The 15,344-nt window shown below is 65.2% G+C and carries 12 protein-coding genes; 4 read left to right on the top strand and 8 right to left on the bottom strand.

The genetic code is table 11. The annotated features are described in order from the left end of the window. Positions 1–30: 30 nt before the first annotated feature. The gene (locus tag AC1RB9_RS22480; protein WP_003101171.1) at positions 31–768 is read right to left on the bottom strand and encodes a hypothetical protein; all 738 of its coding nucleotides are present in this window, start codon (positions 766–768) and stop codon (positions 31–33) included. A 224-nt stretch (positions 769–992) separates the two neighbouring features. Here AC1RB9_RS22480 and sbcB point away from each other — a divergent pair, with 224 nt between their 5' ends. Continuing rightward, positions 993–2,435, top strand: coding sequence for an exodeoxyribonuclease I (gene sbcB, locus AC1RB9_RS22475; protein WP_016852097.1), 1,443 nt, complete (start codon positions 993–995; stop codon positions 2,433–2,435). Positions 2,436–2,519: 84 nt separating this feature from the next. Here the strand turns inward: sbcB and mvaT are convergent, their stop codons facing one another. Beyond that, on the bottom strand, positions 2,520–2,894 hold the full coding sequence (gene mvaT, locus AC1RB9_RS22470; RefSeq protein ID WP_003093888.1) for a histone-like nucleoid-structuring protein MvaT: 375 nt from the start codon (positions 2,892–2,894) through the stop codon (positions 2,520–2,522). A 259-nt stretch (positions 2,895–3,153) separates the two neighbouring features. Between mvaT and purU the strand changes: the two genes are divergently transcribed. Both purU and AC1RB9_RS22460 read left to right on the top strand, forming a co-directional pair. After that, positions 3,154–4,005: a formyltetrahydrofolate deformylase gene (gene purU, locus AC1RB9_RS22465; RefSeq protein ID WP_003101174.1), complete on the top strand. Its 852-nt coding sequence runs from the start codon at positions 3,154–3,156 to the stop codon at positions 4,003–4,005. A 49-nt stretch (positions 4,006–4,054) separates the two neighbouring features. Beyond that, positions 4,055–4,267 carry a hypothetical protein gene (locus AC1RB9_RS22460; RefSeq protein WP_003455428.1) on the top strand — a complete coding sequence of 71 codons (213 nt, stop codon included), beginning with the start codon at positions 4,055–4,057 and terminating at the stop codon, positions 4,265–4,267. Here AC1RB9_RS22460 and gpgF read toward each other — a convergent pair. The 5 genes from gpgF to pctA form a co-directional block, all read right to left on the bottom strand. Then, positions 4,242–5,243: a glucosaminyl phosphatidylglycerol flippase gene (gene gpgF, locus AC1RB9_RS22455; protein WP_003120851.1), complete on the bottom strand. Its 1,002-nt coding sequence runs from the start codon at positions 5,241–5,243 to the stop codon at positions 4,242–4,244. The two genes, AC1RB9_RS22460 and gpgF, sit on opposite strands and share 26 nt — an antisense overlap. Then, on the bottom strand, positions 5,240–6,001 hold the full coding sequence (gene gpgD, locus AC1RB9_RS22450) for an N-acetylglucosaminyl phosphatidylglycerol deacetylase (protein WP_003101179.1): 762 nt from the start codon (positions 5,999–6,001) through the stop codon (positions 5,240–5,242). Before gpgD ends, gpgF begins: the two co-directional genes overlap by 4 nt. Beyond that, positions 5,994–7,109, bottom strand: a complete 1,116-nt coding sequence (gene gpgS / locus AC1RB9_RS22445; RefSeq protein ID WP_003101181.1) for an N-acetylglucosaminyl phosphatidylglycerol synthase — start codon at positions 7,107–7,109, stop codon at positions 5,994–5,996. Before gpgS ends, gpgD begins: the two co-directional genes overlap by 8 nt. Before the next feature lie 317 nt (positions 7,110–7,426). Further along, on the bottom strand, positions 7,427–9,316 hold the full coding sequence (gene pctB / locus AC1RB9_RS22440) for a methyl-accepting chemotaxis protein PctB (RefSeq protein ID WP_042929611.1): 1,890 nt from the start codon (positions 9,314–9,316) through the stop codon (positions 7,427–7,429). Between the two features lie 236 nt (positions 9,317–9,552). Beyond that, entirely contained in the window at positions 9,553–11,442 is a 1,890-nt protein-coding gene (pctA, locus tag AC1RB9_RS22435; RefSeq protein WP_003148125.1) for a methyl-accepting chemotaxis protein PctA, read from the bottom strand. A gap of 399 nt (positions 11,443–11,841) precedes the next feature. Here pctA and AC1RB9_RS22430 point away from each other — a divergent pair, with 399 nt between their 5' ends. Further along, a complete protein-coding gene (locus AC1RB9_RS22430) occupies positions 11,842–13,332 on the top strand; it encodes a helicase HerA-like C-terminal domain-containing protein (RefSeq protein WP_003114975.1) in 1,491 nt (496 codons plus the stop codon). 103 nt (positions 13,333–13,435) lie between these two features. On the opposite strand, the gene pctC is transcribed toward AC1RB9_RS22430, so the two are convergent. Continuing rightward, a complete protein-coding gene (pctC, locus tag AC1RB9_RS22425; RefSeq protein ID WP_003163018.1) occupies positions 13,436–15,334 on the bottom strand; it encodes a methyl-accepting chemotaxis protein PctC in 1,899 nt (632 codons plus the stop codon). Between the last annotated feature and the right edge of the window lie 10 nt (positions 15,335–15,344).

Here is a 15,344-nt window from a genome sequence, read left to right as displayed (position 1 = left end):
CCGGGCCGCCGCGACGGCCCGGTCTGCACCTCAGTTGCCCAGCGGGCGAACGCCGAAGATGGTGCGGTAGAGAATACCCATGGAGACGACGAACAGCGGGCCGGTCCAGATCAGGCCGATGAACAGCGGGATCATGCTCACCAGCATCAGCAGGCTCAGCACCAGCAGCAGGCCGAACACCTTGAACCAGTGGCGGCTGATGGCCTTGCGCGAGGTTTCCAGGGCCTGCCAGGGCGTCAGGCCGCGCTCGGCCACCAGCGGCAGGGCGAGCATGTAGGCGACGCTCAGGTAGAGACCGGGGATGATCAGCAGGAAGAAGCCGACGTAGACCATCAGCATCATCAGCAGGCCGGTGAGCAGCAGCGGTACCAGCATGCCGAAGTAGTTGAACATTTCGTTGAAGGTCGCCGGCTGGTCGGCGGCGCGGCGGATGCCGATCATGGTCAGGCCGGTGAAGAACGGGTAGCCCACCGCCGTGGCGACCAGGCTGGCGATCATCTGGCCGACCGCGAAGGCGATGGGATCGGCCTCGCTCATCAGGCCGATACCGCCGAAGAGCAGGGTGAGGATGAAGGTGATGGTCTGGATCACCACGCTGTAGACCACGAAGGCGCCGATCAGGATGCCTTTGACGCCCTTGATCTTGGCCCAGGCTTCGCTGATCACGTCGCCGATGCGGAAGTCGTAGTCGCCGATGACCGGCGGCACCGCCTGGGTCGGTTGCAGGGCGCTGGCGGGGGTGGCGTAGGGATTGCTGGTGTCGTTCATGGTGCTGTCCTTGTCAGTGAAACGGGCATCCGTGCGAGCGGAATGCTAGCGAGGGCGGAGGGGACAACGCAAGGTTCGGATGGCAGATATGCGCACTGACGCGCCCTGGCGGGCCGTGCCTACGGCGCTTTCCGTGAGTTCGTTGGAAAACCTGGAAATCCCCGAAGTGGGTCGCGAGCTTCGCGGCAGTCACTGGTAGACTGCCCGGTGCCGCCAGAAAGGGAATGACCGTGAACGCGAGTATTTTTTGGTACGACTACGAAACCACCGGCATCGACCCCCGCCGCGACCGGCCGTTGCAGATCGCCGGGATCCGCACGGACGAGGCGCTGAACGAGATCGGCGAGCCGATGAACCTGTATTGCCGTCCCAGCGACGATATCCTGCCCCACCCTATGGCTTGCCTGATCACCGGCATCACTCCCCAGCGGCTGGCCGAGCGGGGGCTGTCCGAGGCCGACTTCATGACCCGGGTACACGCCCAACTGGCGCAGCCGGCGACCTGCGTGGCCGGCTACAACTCCCTGCGCTTCGACGACGAAGTGACGCGCTACAGCCTGTACCGCAACTTCTTCGATCCCTACGCCCGCGAGTGGCAAGGCGGCAATAGCCGCTGGGACCTGATCGACATGGTCCGTACCGCCTATGCCCTGCGCCCGGAGGGCATCCAGTGGCCGCAGCTGGACGGCCGGCTGTCGCTGAAGCTGGAAATGCTCACCGCGGCGAACGGCCTGGAGCATGGGCAGGCCCACGACGCGCTTTCCGATGTCCGCGCCACCATTGCCCTGGCCCGCCTGATCCGTCAGCGCCAGCCGCGCCTGTACGATTACCTCTACCAGTTGCGCAGCAAGCACAAGGTGCTCGACCAGGTGCGCCTGTTGCAGCCGCTGGTGCATGTCTCCGGACGCTTTTCCGCGGAGCGCCATTTCCTCTCGGTGGTCCTGCCGCTGGCCTGGCACCCGCGCAACCGCAATGCTCTGATCGTCTGCGACCTCTGCGCCGATCCCGCGCCGCTGCTGGAGTTGTCGGCCGAAGACTTGCGCAGGCGCCTGTATACCCGTCGCGACGAACTGGCCGAGGGCGAGTTGCCGGTGCCGCTGAAGCAGATCCAGGTCAACCGTTGCCCGGTGGTGGCGCCGCTGTCGGTATTGCGCGCCGAGGATCGCCAGCGAACCGGCATCGAACTCGAGGAGTGCCAGCGAAAAGCCGAGCTGTTGCGCCAGCATCAAACCGTCTGGGCGGACAAACTGACAGCGCTATATGGCGAAGAAAGTTTCTCCGCCAGCGACGACCCCGAGCAACAGTTGTATGACGGATTTATTGGCGATCGGGATCGACGCCTTTGTGAACAGCTGCGCCTTGCCGAACCGGAGCAATTGGCCAAAGAACAATGGCCCTTCGACGATGCCCGTTTGCAGGAGTTGTTCTTCCGCTATCGTGCGCGAAATTTCCCGGAAACTTTAAATGCAGCCGAGCGCCAACAATGGGAAAGCTTCTGCCGCAATCGTTTGTCCCATGAAGAATACGGCGCACCGAATACTTTGCCGGCCTTCGAGGCGGCGCTGGAGGCTTGTCGGCAAGAGCAGGGCGGCACATTGCCGGCGGTACTTGCGGCCTGGCGCGATTACGCCGCGGAACTGCGTCAACGCTATTCGCTGGAGACTTGAGGGCGCAGGCAGAGGAGCCGATACAATCCGGCGGAAATGAAAAACGCCAGCACTGGGCTGGCGTTCTTCGTGGAACTGACTGGTTTAGCCGAGCAGGGTGGCCCAGCTCTCGACGGCCTCGGGGCCCCACTTGGCTTTCCACTCTTTCAAAGTCTTGTGGTTGCCGCCCTTGGTCTCGATGACTTCGCCGGTGTGCGGGTTCTTGTACTGCTTGACCTTGCGCGCGCGCTTGCCGGCAGGTGCCTTGGCGGTGCGGGTGCTCTTGCCGATCTTGGCGTCCGGATCGAGCAGGGAAATCACGTCACGCAGGGACTTCTGGTAAGTGCCCATCAGCGTGCGCAGCTTCTCTTCGAATTCCAGTTCTTTTTTCAGTTTGTCGTCTTGTTCCAGGGACTTCAGGCGCTCCTGAAGTTCCTTGATGGCTTCTTCCGTGGCGCGATATTCGTTGATCAGGGACATGTCAGGTACCTTGTCTGTGCTGAGTGGCGGTGGCGGGCATGTAAGTAGATTCAATAATAGTCAGGGCGAAACTGTAAGTAAACCGCGATGAAAACTTTTCTCGATGAAATTCAAAGTAATTAATTCCGCATCGGGATTGCCCTGTTGTGCGGGTTTATTCTCTCGCGCAACAGCCTGTCGAAAGACCTTCGCCGAGGCTGAACTTTTCCCGCCATGCCGCTAGAATGGCGGCCTTTCGCGATGTTTCTGGAGTATACCCATGCGCACTTTTCGGCTGGTGATCGCCTGTCCCGACGGGGTCGGGATCGTTGCCAAGGTGAGTAACTTCCTGGCCACCTACAATGGCTGGATCACCGAAGCCAGCCATCATTCCGACAACGATAACGGCTGGTTCTTCATGCGCCACGAGATCCGTGCCGACTCTCTGCCGTTCGACCTGGATGGCTTTCGCCAGGCTTTCGCCCCGATCGCCCGCGAATTCTCCATGGAATGGCGGATCACCGATTCCGAGGTGAAGAAGCGCGTGGTGCTGATGGCCAGCAAGGAGTCCCATTGCCTGGCCGATCTGCTGCACCGCTGGCACAGCGGCGAACTGGACTGCGAGATTCCCTGCGTGATCGCCAACCACGACGACCTGCGCAGCATGGTCGAGTGGCACGGCATCCCGTATTTCCACGTTCCCGTCGATCCGCAGGACAAGCAGCCGGCCTTCGATGAAGTTTCCCGGCTGATCGACGAACATGGCGCCGACTGCATCGTCCTGGCTCGCTACATGCAGATCCTGCCGCCGGACCTGTGCCGCAAGTACGCCCACCAGGTGATCAACATCCACCACAGCTTCCTGCCGTCCTTCATCGGCGCCAAGCCGTATCACCAGGCGTCGAAGCGCGGGGTCAAGCTGATCGGCGCGACCAGCCATTACGTGACCGAGGAACTGGATGCCGGTCCGATCATCGAGCAGGACGTGGTGCGGGTCACTCACCGCGACAACGTCGAAGACATGGTGCGGCTGGGCAAGGATGTGGAAAAACTGGTGCTCGCGCGCGGACTGCGCTATCACCTGGAAGACCGCGTACTGGTACACGGCAACAAGACGGTGGTGTTCGACTGAGTCGGCTTCCCTGGAATGCCGGCCAGGGCCGGCACCCGGAGGAACGAACATGAGCGATCCCAGGTCGGCGGGCACCGCCAGCCCGCCACCGACCCTCGGCGAGGGTTGCACAAGCCGTTACGACATCGACGCCCTCGGCGACGAGGACGGAACCGAGTTTCCCGGCGCGGCCGAACTCTGGCGGCGTATCCAGGAGAGCACCAGCGAGACGGGCGAGGCTGACGCCGAGGATACGCTCAGGAAGAAGCCTCGCGACTGCTGATCAGCTTCTTCAGCAGCGGGCGTCCGGCGAGCACGGCGAACACCGGGCCGCCGGCGACGAGGTAGAAATAGAAGGTCACCGCTCGCCAGATGACGATGGCCGCCGCCGCCGTCGACTTGCCGATCATGGGGGCCAGCAGGGCCGCCGAGGTCAGCTCGGTGCCGCCGGCGCCGCCGGGGATCAGCGATAGCTGTCCGGCGCTGAGCGAGACCATCTGGATCAGGAAGGTCCAGGCCCACTGGATATCCACTCCCAGGCCGCGCAGGGTCAGATCGAGCACGCTGAAGCGCAGCAGCCAGTGCGTACTGCTGAGAAGGAAGACCGCCAGCAGGCGTCGTTTCGGCAGGCGCAGGCTGTCGTGCAGGGCAATGCGGAAATGCAGGATCTTGCGGCCCCAGTGCAGGCGCTTGCGCGATGACACGCCGAGCCGCGCCAGAACCCGCCCGTTGAAGCGGATCACCTGGTGCAGGTAGCGGATCAGCATTACCGCGCCGACGAACAGGCCGACCAGGAATACCGCGCTGAAGATCAGGCTCGATTCCATGTTCGGGCTCAGCGAATGGCTGAGGGCATAGATCAGGATCGCGCCGAGGGCGCAGAGGAAGAACGTCAGGTCGGCCAACTGGTCGACCGCGAACACCGCGCTGGTCTGTGCCGGGCGCAGGCCGCGCCGGGCCAGCAGCGCCATCAGGGTCAACGGCCCGCCGCTGCCGCCCGGAGTGGCGCAGAAAGCGAATTCGCTGGCCATGATGATGCCGACGCTCTGCAATTGCCCGAGCTTGCCGGCGCGCCCGGCGAGCAGCAGGCGCAGGCGCAGGCCGTTGATGAACCAGCAGACCACGATCATGCCGAACATCAGCAGCAGACTGTCCAGCGGGAAGGCGCGCAAGCGCGGGAACATGTCGCTGCCGCCGAGCACCAGCGGAATCAGCGAGGCACCGATCAAACCGAACAGCAGTAACCAGCCTCGACTCATGCCGCGCGGTCCAGGGCGAGGTGGCGCTCCAGCCAGTCGATCTTGGTCAACGGCTGGCGCCCCTCGGATAGCAGGGTGCGCAGGGTACGCAGCCAGTATTCGCGGGAAAAGCGATGGCGCATGTCGACCGGATGGAGTCCGAGACGGATCACCGGCGCTGCGCGCCAGGCCCGGCGGCGCTGCTCGCTGAGCGCCCAGGAGAGGCCGCGACGCCAGGCACTGCGCGCGCTCCAGACCAGGCCGGGGGCCTCGATCGGTTGCAGGTGGGGAAGCAGATACAGGTTGGACGGGTCGCTGGTGTAGCGCAGCCCGCTCTCGCCGAGCGCCTGGCGGGTGCCGGCGCTCATCAGCCAGGCCGGCGCGACGAAACCGTGCAGCGGCCATCCGCGGCGGCGGAACAGCTCGATGCCGGCGGCCAGGCGGGTCTTGGCCTCGGCGTGGTCGAGGGCATAGAACTCTCCCTCCCAGGTGTAGATGCGACGCATGAAGTATTGCCCTGGAGTACGCGGTGGTGGGGCGTCATCGTAGTGATAGAAGCCGTGGAGAGCCAGTTCGTCACCCCGGGTTACCCGCCGCGAGAGTAGTTTGCAGAACTTTTCGTCGGCTTCCAGCGGGTTGCGATGGTGGAAGTCGGGCACTACCAGCCAGGTCATGGGGACCTCACCGAGCGCGTCCACGGCCTCGACGAAGGGCCGGTAGTCCGGCCAGGTTTCCGGGGCCACGTCGTGCAACACCAGCAGCAGGCTGCGTTCAGCCATAGCGCGGGAACCTCGCCTCGCTGTCGCCGAGTACCGCGTGGTAGTGCAGGAGCAGACCGGCGACCACCGCGTCCCAGGCATGCTGGCGCTCGACGTGACGGCGGGCGCGCTGGCCGCGCAGCTCGACGTCGTGGCTGAACAGTTCGCGCACCGCGCAGGCCATGGCGTCGCCGTTGTTCGGTGCGCAGAGCACGCCGCAACGCTCCGGGACTATTTCCGCCAGTGCCCCGGCGCGCACCGCCACCACCGGAATGCCGCTGGCCATCGCTTCGAGTGCGACCAGGCCGAAGGTCTCCTGGTCACCGGCGTGCAGCAGCGCGTCGCTGCTCGCCAGCAGGCGGGCGACTTCGCGGCTGTCGCAGAAATGGTCGACCACGCTGGTGTTGCGCGGAACCCGGGTCGGCATGTTGGAACCCACCAGCAACAGGTGATAGCCGTCGCCGAGGCGCTGGATGGCGTCGAGCAGTACCGGCAGGTTCTTTTCCCGCGAACCGCGCCCGGCGAACACCAGCAGGCGGGTTTCCTCGTCCAGGCCGAGTTCCTGGCGCAGCCCCGGATCGCGGTTGCTCGGATGGAAGGTGACCAGGTCGACGCCCAGCGGTTGTACATGCACGTCGGCGACGCCCAGGCGCATCAGCTTTTCCGCCATTACCCGACTGGGGGCCAGGACCCGGTCGAAGTGGCCGTACAGCTTGCTGACGTAGTTGTCCGCGTTGGTGCCGAGCCAGGCGCCCATGCGATTGCTCACCAGCAGCGGCAGGTCGGAGTGGTAGAAGCCGATCACCGGCACGTCCAGCCGACGTCGCGCGTCGAGCGCCGCCCAGGCGGTGAGGTAGGGGTCGCCGACCTCGATCAGGTCCGGTTGCAGATTGCGCAGCACCTTGCGCCAGGGGCCGCGACGGAGAGGGAAGCGGTAGCCATTGCCGAATGGCAGCGGCGGCGCCGGCACCTCGTGGATGCCGTTCGCCTGGCGGTAGCTGGCGCCGGGAACCAGCACGCTGTGGCGAATGCCGGGATAGTGCCAGAGATGGCGATGCTTGGCTTCGAGATAGGTGCGTACCCCCCCGCTGGCAGGCGCGTAGAACATGGTCATATCGGCGATGTGCACGATGGGCCTTCCTCCGTTGAGCTTGTTCCTTCTGCCACTCAGTGGACCACCGGCACCGGCAGTCGTTCGAACGGTGTGCGGGAGCCGTGGGTAGCTTCAAGTCTAGGAAAGAAAGCGCGAGCCGGCGCGCTTGCGGCAGCCAGCGCGGGAATAGGTCGCAGAGGGAGCGGGCGGAGAGGAAGGCATGCCTCGGGAGGCATCCTGGCAGGATAAGGGTGAACAACGCCGTTGGCGTTGTTCACCCTACGAATGGCCGGGGGCAGGGCGGATAGCCGCGGCGCGATTATCCGCCGGTTCGGCTACGGCTCGGGCAGTGCTCAGATCTTGAAGCTGTCCACCAGCTGGCGCAGGCGCCCGGCCTGGGTTTCCAGCTCGCCGCAGGCGCGCAGGGTGGCCTGGAGGTTCTCCACGCCTTCCTGGTTGAGGGTGTTGATCTCGGTGATGTCCATGTTCAGCGAATCGACCACCGCGGTCTGCTCCTCGGTGGCGGTGGCCACCGACTGGTTCATCCCGTCGATCTCGGCGATCCGTCCGGTGACGCTGCTCAGGCGTTCGCCGGCACGGTTGGCGATCTCCACGCTCTCCAGGCTGTAACGCTGGCTTTCGGTCATGGTGGCCACCGCCTCGCGGGCGCCGACTTGCAGCTCTTCGATCATCTTCTGGATCTGCTGGGCCGACTCCTGGGCACGGTGGGCCAGGTTGCGCACCTCGTCGGCGACCACCGCGAAGCCGCGTCCGGCCTCGCCGGCGCGCGCGGCTTCGATGGCGGCGTTGAGGGCGAGCAGGTTGGTCTGCTCGGAGATGCCCTTGATCACTTCGAGGATCTGGCCGATGTTCACCGTGCGGCTGTTGAGGGCCTCGATGTTGGCACAGGAGGCGCTGATCTTCTCGGAAAGCTCGTTCATCGCGCGGATGGTCTGCTCGACCACCTGCTTGCCGTCTTCGGCCTGGTGGTTGGCGTCGGAGGCGTGGTGCGAGGCATCGGCGGCGTTGCGGGCGATTTCCTGGGCGGCGGCGCCGAGTTCGTTGATCGCCGCGGCGACGCTGTTGGTGCGGTTGGACTGCTCGTCGGAGTTGGCCATCGAGGAGTTCGAGGCGTTCACCACCAGTTGCGCCACGTCGTGCAGTTGGCGAGCGGTGCCGGCGACCTCGCGGATCGATTCGTGGATACGCTCGACGAAGCGGTTGAAGGAAATGGCCAGGGCCCCGAACTCATCGTTGCTGGTGACCTTCAGGCGCTTGGTCAGGTCGCCTTCGCCCTGGGCGATGTCCTGCATGGCGCGGCCCATGTCGGTGAGCGGCTGCATCAGTACGCGGATCAGCATGCCGAGGAGGAGGACGATGGCGACCACCGCGATCAGCGCGGCGACGATCGCCGAGGTACGCAGCTTGGTGAGCATGGCATAGGCCTTGTCCTTGTCCACCGAGATGCCGATGTACCAGTCCAGGCCGGACAGGCCCTTGACCGGAGAGAAACTGAGGATCCGGGTGTTGCCGTGCAGCTCGGCCTCGCTGAAGCCGCTGCCGATCTTCGGCGTGTTGCGTGGGTAGACGTCGCTGAGGCTCTTCATGACCTGGTCCTTGTCCGGATGGACGAGGATCTTGCCGTCGCCGCTGACCAGGAAGGCGTAGCCCATGCCGCCGAAGTCCAGCGAGTTGATGATCTTCACCACCGTCTGCAGGCTGAGGTCGCCGCCGACCACGCCGAATGGCTGGCCGCCCTGGCGCGCCGGGCTGGCGATGGTCAGTACCAGCTCGTGGATGGCCGGCTCCATGTAGGGTTCGGTGAGGGTGGTCTGGCCGGCGCTGGTGGCGGCGTTGTACCAGGGGCGGCGGCGCGGGTCGTAGTCGGCCGGCAGGTCGCTGGTGGGGCGCGCGGTGTAGGTGCCGTCGGTCTGCCCCAGGTAGGTGAAGAGGAAGGTCGAGCCCAGCAGCGGCTGTTCCAGCAGGGCCTGGGTGGTCTCCGGGCTGTGGTCGCGGGCCAGGGTCTGGGCCAGGTTCTCGATCAGCAGGATACGCCCGCTCAGCCAGTTCTGCACGTTGCTGGCGGTGATCTCGCCCATTTCGTGCAGGTAGTCCTCCAGGTCCTCGCGGATCGAGGTGCGCTGCAGGGAGTCGTTGTAGAGGGTGAAGAGGGAGAAGGTCGCGATCACCACCAGCGCGGCGGCGAGCAGGATCTTGTGGCTGAACTTGAGACTTTTGATCATGGTTTCTTGCATCCGGGAGGCGCGGGCGCGCTGTCGTGAACAGCCCCAGTTGGATCGCAACTGCAAGGCTTGCCGTGTCTGTCGGCGGCAAGTCCGGAAGCTTTAGCGCAACGGATGAATGGTTTCACCGAATGCGACCTGGAGAACGAAAAAAAGCGCCCGTGGGCGCTTTTCGTCGGCAGGGCGGATAACCGCATCGCGGTTGTCCGCCGGTTCGGCGACGAGACCGGCCGGTCTCAGATCTTGAAGCTGTCCACCAGTTGGCGCAGGCGCCCGGCCTGGGTTTCCAGCTCGCCACAGGCGCGCAGGGTGGCCTGGAGGTTCTCCACGCCTTCCTGATTGAGGGTGTTGATCTCGGTGATGTCCATGTTCAGCGAGTCGACCACCGCGGTCTGCTCCTCGGTGGCGGTGGCCACCGACTGGTTCATCCCGTCGATCTCGCCGATCCGCCGGGTCACGCTGCTCAGGCTTTCGCCGGCACGGTTGGCGATCTCCACGCTCTCCAGGCTGTAGCGCTGGCTCTCGGTCATGGTGGCCACCGCCTCGCGGGCGCCGACTTGCAGCTCTTCGATCATCTTCTGGATCTGCTGGGCCGACTCCTGGGCGCGATGGGCCAGGTTGCGCACCTCGTCGGCGACCACTGCGAAGCCGCGTCCGGCCTCGCCGGCGCGCGCGGCTTCGATGGCGGCGTTGAGGGCGAGCAGGTTGGTCTGCTCGGAGATGCCCTTGATCACTTCGAGGATCTGGCCGATGTTCACCGTGCGGCTGTTGAGGGCCTCGATGTTGGCGCAGGAGGCGCTGATCTTCTCGGAAAGCTCGTTCATCGCGCGGATGGTCTGCTCGACCACCTGTTTGCCGTCCTCGGCCTGGTGGTTGGCGTCGGACGCATGGTGCGAGGCATCGGCGGCGTTGCGGGCGATTTCCTGGGCGGCGGCGCCGAGTTCGTTGATCGCCGCGGCGACGCTGTTGGTGCGGTTGGACTGCTCGTCGGAGTTGGCCATCGAAGAGTTCGAGGCGTTCACCACCAGTTGCGAGACGTCGTGCAGTTTGTGCGCGGTCCCGGCGACTTCCCGGATCGAGCGATGGATACGCTCGACGAACTGGTTGAAGGCATCGCCGAGCACTCCGAATTCATCGCGGCTGGTCACGGCGAGGCGCTTGGTCAGGTCGCCCTCGCCCTGGGCGATGTCCTGCATGGCACGGCCCATCAGGTGCAGCGGCTGCATCAGCAGGCGGATCAGCAGGCCGAGCAGGACCAGGATGGCGACGATGGAGATCAGCGCGGCGGCGATGGCCGAGACGCGGAACTTGCTGAGCATGGCGTAGGCCTTGTCCTTGTCGATGGACAGCGCCAGGTACCAGGTCACCGAAGGCAGGCCCTTGATAGGGGTAAAGGCGAGGATGCGGGTATGCCCGTGCAATTCGGCCTCGCTGAAACCGGTGGCGATCTTCGGCGTGTTCTGCGGGTAGACCTCGCTCAGGGTCTTCATCACCTGCTCTTTGTCCGGGTGCACCAGGATCTTGCCGTCGCCGCTGACCAGGAAGGCGTAGCCCATGCCGCTGAAGTCCAGCGAATTGATGATCTGCACCAGGGTCTTCAGGCTGAGGTCGCCGCCTACCACGCCGAGGGTGTTGCCAGCGGCCTTCACCGGTGTCGCCGCGGTGATGATCAATTCCTGGGTGGCGGCGTCGACGTAGGGTTCGGTCAGGGTCAGGCCGCCGGCCGCCACGGCGTCCTTGTACCAGGGCCGGCTGCGCGGATCGTAGCCGGCCGGCATCGGGCTGTCCGGACGCATGGTGAAGACGCCGTCCTGCTGGCCGAGGTAGGTGAAGCTGAAGGTCGAGGTCAGGGCCGGCTGTTCGAGCAGGGCGCTGACGGTTTCCGGGCTGTGGTCGCGGGCCAGGGTCTGGGCGGTCTGCTCGACCAGCAGCAGACGGCCGCCGAGCCAGTTCTGAATGTTGCTGGAAGTCACGTCACCCATTTCCCGCAGGTAGCTTTCGAGGTCCTCGCGGATCGCGTTGCGCTGCAGGTAATCGTTGTAGAGGGTGAACAGTGCGAAGGCGGCGAACACCACGAGGGAGGCCGCGAGGAGGATCTTGTGGCTGAACTTCAGACTTTTGATCATGTTGTATTGCGTCCAGGAGTATGTAGCGCCAGTCTTTGACCAGACCCCTGCGACCGTTCCGCGGGCGCAGGGGCTTTCCGTACGCCTTGCAGCGTCGGGCGGGTCGCGCGGGTGGGTAGTCCGTCGACCCAGGCACGGCCTTGTGCCACGAAGCCACGGTTCCCTGGGTGGCTCCGAAGAATGCGTGATACGGATACGATGGCGATTTTTCCTGTCTCAGCAAGGCCCGAAGGTCTTCGCTGAAGCTGGACGGCCAGATCGGGTCGATGCGCTGGCCCGACGCCCTTCGCGGGAACCCGCGCATATTGGTACGCGGGTTCCGCTGGAAGCCCCGTTGCACAAGGGCTTTCCCTTACTGTCGGCACAGCGTGCCGGAGCTTTAGTCCCGAGGATGAATGGATGTCGCAAGCGAATGAGTTGTTGATCGGCGCTGGCCCCGATGGCCAGCCGGTAGGACAGGCCTGGCGCCTGGCCAACCGTCATGGATTGATCGCCGGCGCCACCGGTACCGGCAAGACGGTGACCTTGCAGCACCTCGCCGAATCCTTCAGCGATGCCGGTGTCGCGGTGTTCGCCGCCGACATCAAGGGCGACCTGTGCGGCATCGCCGCGCCGGGCAACCCGCAGGGCAAGGTCGCCGAACGTATCGCCAGCATGCCGTGGCTGAACTACCAGCCGAAGGCCTACCCGACCACGCTCTGGGACATCGCCGGGAAGACCGGCCACCCGTTGCGCACCACCATCAGCGAGATGGGCCCGCTGCTGCTGGCCAACCTCCTGGAGTTGACCGATAGCCAGCAGGCCGCGCTGTTCGCCGCCTTCCAGGTGGCCGACCGGGAAGGCCTGCTGCTGCTCGACCTGAAGGACCTGAAGGCGCTGCTCAACCATCTGAAGGACAATCCGGAAATCCTTGGCGAGGACCGGGCGCTGTTCACTGGCGCTTCCGGGCAGGCGCTGCTGCGCCGCCTGGCCACTCTGGAGCAGCAGGGCGCCGAGGCCTTCTTCGGCGAGCCTGCCCTGCAACTGGAAGACATCCTCCGCCCCGAGCCGGACGGGCGCGGGCGCATCCACCTGCTCGACGCCAGCCGCCTGGTGCACGAGGCGCCGAAGGTCTACGCGACTTTCCTGCTCTGGCTGTTGGCCGAGCTGTTCGAGCAACTGCCGGAGCGCGGCGATGCCGACAAGCCGGTGCTGGCACTGTTCTTCGACGAGGCCCACCTGCTGTTCAACGGCACGCCGAAAGCCTTGCGCGACCGCCTGGAACAGGTGGTCCGGCTGATCCGCTCGAAAGGCGTCGGGGTGTACTTCGTCACCCAGTCGCCGGGCGACCTGCCGGACGATGTCCTGGCCCAGCTCGGCCTGCGTATCCAGCATGGCCTGCGCGCCTTCACCGCCAAGGAGCAGAAATCGCTGCGCGCGGTGGCCGACGGTTTCCGCCCGAACCCGGCGTTCGACACCCTGGGGGTGCTGACCGAACTGGGTATCGGCGAGGCGTTGGTCGGCACCCTGGAGGAAAAGGGCACGCCGGCCATGGTCCAGCGCGTCGCGGTGGCGCCGCCCTATTCGCGGATCGGCCCGCTGAGCGACAGCGAGCGCGCTGAACTGGTCCAGCGGTCGCCGTTGAAGGGTCGCTACGACCAGCCGATCGATCGCGAGTCGGCCTACGAGGTGCTGGCGAACAAGGCGGGCGCCAAGCCCGAGGTCCAGGGCCAGGCGACTGCTCAGCAGGAAAGCTCGTCCGGCGTCGGCGGCATGGCCGGGCAGATTCTCGGCAGCCTGCTGTCCAATTCGACGGTGAAGAGCGCCATGCGCCAGGCGGCCAACCAGTTGAGCCGGGAGCTGGTGCGTGGCCTGCTCGGCTCGTTGATGGGCGGGAAGAAGCGGCGCTGAGCGCCAGGCCATGAAAAAGGCGCCCGCGGGCGCCTTTTTCATGGGGGCTGGATGATCGCCGGCTAACCGCTTCGCGGTTAGCCGGCCTGTGGGACGGACGGGCTCAGATCTTGAAGCTGTCCACCAGGTGCCGCAGGCGCCCGGCCTGGGTTTCCAGCTCGCCGCAGGCGCGCAGGGTGGCCTGGAGGTTCTCCACGCCTTCCTGGTTGAGGGTGTTGATCTCGGTGATGTCCATGTTCAGCGAGTCGACCACCGCGGTCTGTTCCTCGGTGGCAGTGGCCACCGACTGGTTCATGCTGTCGATCTCGCCGATCCGGCTGGTCACGCTACCCAGGCGTTCGCCGGCACGGTTGGCGATCTCCACGCTCTCCAGGCTGTAACGCTGGCTTTCGGTCATGGTGGCCACCGCCTCGCGGGCGCCGACTTGCAGCTCTTCGATCATCTTCTGGATCTGCTGGGCCGACTCCTGGGCACGGTGGGCCAGGTTGCGCACCTCGTCGGCGACCACCGCGAAGCCGCGTCCGGCCTCGCCGGCGCGCGCGGCTTCGATGGCGGCGTTGAGGGCGAGCAGGTTGGTCTGCTCGGAGATGCCCTTGATCACTTCGAGGATCTGGCCGATGTTCACCGTGCGGCTGTTGAGGGCCTCGATGTTGGCACAGGAGGCGCTGATCTTCTCGGAAAGCTCGTTCATCGCGCGGATGGTCTGCTCGACCACCTGCTTGCCGTCTTCGGCCTGGTGGTTGGCGTCGGAGGCGTGGTGCGAGGCATCGGCGGCGTTGCGGGCGATTTCCTGGGCGGCAGCGCCGAGTTCGTTGATCGCTGCTGCGACGCTGTTGGTGCGGTTGGACTGCTCGTCGGAGTTGGCCATCGAGGAGTTCGAGGCGTTCACCACCAGTTGCGCCACATCGTGCAGTTGGCGAGCGGTGCCGGCGACCTCGCGGATCGATTCGTGGATACGCTCGACGAAGCGGTTGAAGGCATTGGCCAACGTACCGAATTCATCGTTGCTGGTGACCTTCAGGCGCTTGGTCAGGTCGCCTTCGCCCTGGGCGATGTCCTGCATGGCGCGGCCCATGTCGGTGAGCGGTTGCATCAGTACGCGGATCAGCATGCCGAGGAGAAGCATGATGCCGACCACCGCGATTAGCGTGGCGACGATCGCCGAAGTGCGGAATTCGCTGAGCATCGAATAGGCGGTGTCGCGGTCGAGGACCAGGGCGACGTACCAGGTCACGCCGGGCAGTCCCTTCACCGGGGTGAAGGAAACGAACTGGCTGCGACCGTCGAGTTCCACCTCGTGGACCCCGGGGACGATGTTCGGTGCGCCTTTGGGATAGGCTTCGGCGAGGGTCTTCAGGACCAGCCCGGAGTCGGGGTGGAGGAGGATCTTGCCGGCGTCGCTGACCAGGAAGGCGTAGCCGGCACCGTCGAACTTCAGGGAATTGAGGATCGCGGTCAGGGTCTCCAGCTTCATGTCGCCGGCGGCGACGCCCAGCAGTTGACCGGCGTGCCGCACCGGCAGCGACATGGCGAGGATCTGCTCGCCGGTGCCGGCATCGACGAAAGGTTCGGTGACGATCAGCCGGTCGGCCGCCAGCGCGTCCTTGTACCAGGCGCGGGTACGTGGGTCGTAACCTTCCGGCATGGCGTCGTAGGGGCGCATGGTGAAGGTGCCGCTGGCCGCCTCGCCAAGATAGACCGACGCGAAATTGCGGCTGAAGACGGGCTGTTCCAGTTGCCTTGCGATATTCGCCTCGTCGGGCTGGTCGAGCAGCGCCAGTTGCGAGGCCAGGCCTTCCACCAGGTGCATGCGGCCTTCCAGCCAGCTCTGGATGTTGCTGGCGGTCAGGGTGCCGATTTCCCCGAGGTAGTTTTCCGTGTCCGTGCGCACGGCCTCGCGCTGTCGGTAATCGTTGTAGAGGATGAAGCAGCTGAAGGCGAAAACTACCACCAGCGCGGCGGCGAGAAGGATTTTCTTGGCAAACGACAGCGAGCGAAGCATGAGCGATGCG

The sequence above is a fragment of the Pseudomonas sp. 20-5 genome (assembly GCF_056782835.1).
The sequence above is the reverse complement of the archived record's forward strand: the minus strand, read 5'-3'. Positions and strand labels throughout refer to the sequence as shown.